The sequence below is a fragment of the Holdemanella sp. genome (assembly GCF_056804935.1).
In genome coordinates this window covers 1-365 of record NZ_DBMEXE010000170.1, presented here as the reverse complement: position 1 = coordinate 365, position 365 = coordinate 1, and the positions used below count along the sequence as shown (strand labels likewise).

Below are 365 nucleotides of genomic sequence, written 5' to 3'. Positions count from 1 at the left end.
TGTTCATAAACCGAAGCTGTCTGCTTCAATACATTGCTGTATTCTTGAATCACTTGATACATTTCATTTAATGAAGGTCTAAATTCTTCTAGCTGATTTTGAAAAGCTAAATGATCCACACCCTGCCAGATACTTTGCATCTGCTCCACTTTTTTATAAAGATTCTGAATTAGATCATTATAGCTATCCGCTTTGTTTTTTACATAGACACTTGCTTGATATACTTCAGAATAATCCACTGATATTTTCATTTTTACCTCCCATAGATTAAGATATCGCCATAAGCGATTTGATTTTCTTGAAACGTTTTATTTAAATCTAAAAGTCACATTTAATAAAATGGGATATAGACATCATTAATGTCA

The 365-nt window shown here is 31.0% G+C and carries 1 protein-coding gene; it reads right to left on the bottom strand.

Features of this window, described 5'->3' with window-relative positions; translation table 11 throughout:
- Positions 1-251: WXG100 family type VII secretion target (locus ACZQCL_RS07565; RefSeq protein ID WP_482482567.1), on the bottom strand; the 251-nt coding region annotated here is incomplete at its 3' end.
- Positions 252-365: the final 114 nt, after the last annotated feature.